This is a genomic window from Mariniphaga sediminis (genome assembly GCF_003573545.1).
Lineage (GTDB): Bacteria > Bacteroidota > Bacteroidia > Bacteroidales > Prolixibacteraceae > Mariniphaga > Mariniphaga sediminis.
On the sequence record NZ_QWET01000050.1, the window covers coordinates 1 to 3,593 of the forward strand.

The 3,593-nt window shown below is 45.8% G+C and carries 2 protein-coding genes; both read left to right on the forward strand.

Going from position 1 to position 3,593, the window contains the following annotated elements; all coding sequences use genetic code 11:
* Window positions 1-2,400 (forward strand): discoidin domain-containing protein (locus D1164_RS23450; RefSeq protein WP_119352338.1); only part of this gene is annotated, 2,400 nt, incomplete at its 5' end.
* A 123-nt stretch (window positions 2,401-2,523) separates the two neighbouring features.
* On the forward strand, window positions 2,524-3,593 hold a 1,070-nt coding region (locus D1164_RS23455), incomplete at its 3' end, for a hypothetical protein (protein WP_147372285.1).

Here is a 3,593-nt window from a genome sequence, read left to right on the forward strand (position 1 = left end):
GTTGCGATAAATACGGATTTAAGCTGGACCGCTGACAGCAGTGCGGTTTCCCATGACGTCTATTTTGGGGCGAGCAACCCTCCCGCGTTTGTACGGAACCAAGCTGGTACCAGTTATGCCCCGGGCATCCTCTCCAACAGTACCACTTACTACTGGCGGATTGATGAGAAAAACACATCGGGGACGACCGAGGGGGTGGTATGGAGTTTTACAACTGAATCTGGTTCAGGCGGTGCAATCAGCAACCTGGCCTTGTTTAAACCGGTTACTTATTCCAGCCAGGAAAATGACTCCAGCCGCGCCGCCTCAAATGTTGTGGACAGTATTGATAACGACGGCGCCTTGCGATGGTCTGCCAGCCCGATGCCCCAGTGGGTAGAGGTGGACCTGGGGCAGGATTACCTGCTCAGCAAAACCGAATTGGTTTGTTATTTAGACAGGGCCTATCAGTTTAATGTGGAAGTAAAAGCAGACGGTGATTCAACTTATACCCAGGTTGTGGATCGGCTGAGCAATATGCAGCCCGGTTCGGCCGCGAATCCGATTACGGACACTTTTGACGAGGCCATCGGGCGTTATGTCCGTTTGACTGTGACCGGGGCAGCTGTTTATACGGGTACCTGGGCGAGCATACTCGAATTCCGTGTTTTTGGAAGGGATAATCCGTATCCCGGGCAAGCGGCCAATCCCAGCCCTTCCAACGATTCCACCGGTGTTGCGATAAATACGGATTTAAGCTGGACCGCTGACAGCAGTGCGGTTTCCCATGACGTCTATTTTGGGGCGAGCAACCCTCCCGCGTTTGTACGGAACCAAGCCGGTACCAGTTATGCCCCGGGCATCCTCTCCAACAGTACCACTTACTACTGGCGGATTGATGAGAAAAATGCAGCAGGAACGACCGAGGGGGTGGTATGGAGTTTTACAACTGAATCTGGTTCAGGCGGTGCAATCAGCAACCTGGCCTTGTTTAAACCGGTTACTTATTCCAGCCAGGAAAATGACTCCAGCCGCGCCGCCTCAAATGTTGTGGACAGTATTGATAACGACGGCGCCTTGCGATGGTCTGCCAGCCCGATGCCCCAGTGGGTAGAGGTGGACCTGGGGCAGGATTACCTGCTCAGCAAAACCGAATTGGTTTGTTATTTAGACAGGGCCTATCAGTTTAATGTGGAAGTAAAAGCAGACGGTGATTCAACTTATACCCAGGTTGTGGATCGGCTGAGCAATATGCAGCCCGGTTCGGCCGCGAATCCGATTACGGACACTTTTGACGAGGCCATCGGGCGTTATGTCCGTTTGACTGTGACCGGGGCAGCTGTTTATACGGGTACCTGGGCGAGCATACTCGAATTCCGTGTTTTTGGAAGGGATAATCCGTATCCCGGGCAAGCGGCCAATCCCAGCCCTTCCAATGATTCCACCGGTGTTGCGATAAATACGGATTTAAGCTGGACCGCTGACAGCAGTGCGGTTTCCCATGACGTCTATTTTGGGACGAGCAACCCTCCCGCGTTTGTACAGAACCAGGCCGGTACCAGTTATGCCCCGGGCATCCTCTCCAACAGTACCACCTACTATTGGAGGATTGATGAGAAAAATGCAGCAGGAACGACAGAGGGTACCTTATGGCATTTCACAACTGCTGACAGCAGTGAAGTAACCAACCTGGCTTTATACAAAACGGTTACCTTTTCAGACGAGGCAACCGGCAACGAGGCTTCTTATGTTGTGGACGGGATAGCTGATAACAGCGCCTTGCGTTGGTCAGCCAGCCCAATGCCGCAGTGGGTCGAGGTAGATTTAGGGAAAGATTACCTGCTCAGCAAAACCGAATTGGTTTGCCACCTGGACAGGGCCTATCAATTTAAAGTGGAAGTAAAAACAGATGGGGACACAACTTATACCCAGGTTGTAGACCGGTTAGACAACACACAGCCGGGTACATTTGCAAACCCGATTACGGACACATTCAGCGAGGTTACGGGGCGGTATGTCCGTTTGACTGTGACTGATGCAGCAGTTTATGAAGGCGATTGGTGCAGTATACTCGAATTCCGTGTTTTTGGAAGGGATGAACTTAAAAGTATAAGTATTAGTTTGGGAACAGGAGAAATAATTCATTCTAATTTTACTGTTAAAAATTATCCGAATCCATTTGACGAATTCACTCATATTCAATTTGATATACCGGAGGAGGGGCATGTCGTGGTTAAAATATATAATATAAATGGTAGGGAACTTGCCGAAATTGCTAATTCTACCTATCAACCCGGCTCCTACACCATTGTATGGAATGCCCGTGATTATAAGGGCAACGAAGTGCCTTCCGGATTATTTTTCTACAAGATTCAATTCAATGATAAAATTAAAACGGGGAAAATGGTTTTAGTTGAATAGGAACATATGTTTTAAAATGTACCAGTGGTTGAAATTATAAACAAAAAAACAACCACTGGTCATTTGATTCTTATAATGTAATAATAATTATTTACAAGAGATTATACCATAAAATATTTACGTATGAAAAATTCAAATAAAAATTCTTCTAACAGAAAATTCTTCTTGATCATCCTGTTGAGTCTCTTACTTGTTCTGGACAACTACATACATGCAATAGAAAATGAAAGTGTTTACACAGTGGAGGTAAATATTCCTCCATACGATTCTCTGAATAGTGAACATTTCTTGATCAGCACAATATCTGATTGGTCTCATATTAATGACAGCAATAAAAGATATTTTTACGTTGAGCCTCACTCAGGTTATGGCACCATAACCATAACAGCAGACGGGACGGCCGAGCAGAAAAGATATATTTCCCTGTACAACGGGAATAATACGCATCCTGCTAAATTAAGCGATGCACAACAGGCTGATGTACAATTAATCTTTAGTAATGCGCATTACTGGGTTGTGGACCGGATGTCAAGTATTGATCCTGGCGGTGTAGTCTGTTATACTGTGGCAGACCATTCTCAAAATATTGTTTTAAATAGAATTCATTTAAAAAATTTTTATAATGGTTTTGTCATTAAAGGAACATTAAATACACCCTATACGGAAAATATTACTATTCAAAATTCCCGTATTGACCCTATGTCGGCAGCAGGTATAGATGCAGACCGTGTGGCAATTTTACTAACAGGTGAAGCCTGGAACATATCCAGGACATTAAAAAACACAAAAATCCTGAACAATGAGATAAAAAATTGTAATGACGGTGTCATGCCATTACGCCATCCTGCAGTCAGTGGCCTTGAGGTGGATTACCCCGGGACAATCATAGACTGCAACCATATCTATGTGGACAGCGACGTTTACACCGACGGTAACGGTAACTATGATCCGAACGGGTTATGGGCATGGACTGAAAATGCTATTGACCTAAAAGGCGGTTCCAACGACCCGAACAACCCCATGATTATCAGCAATAATTATTTGTGGGGATACAGGAGAACCGACACAAACGGCGGTGGCTCCGGTAGTTGGGGTCCTGCATCTGACGGGCATTACCATGTAAAAAATGTAATTATAAAGGACAATGTTATATTCGATTCCAACCGGGGAATTTGTTTTAGCGATCCTGGAGG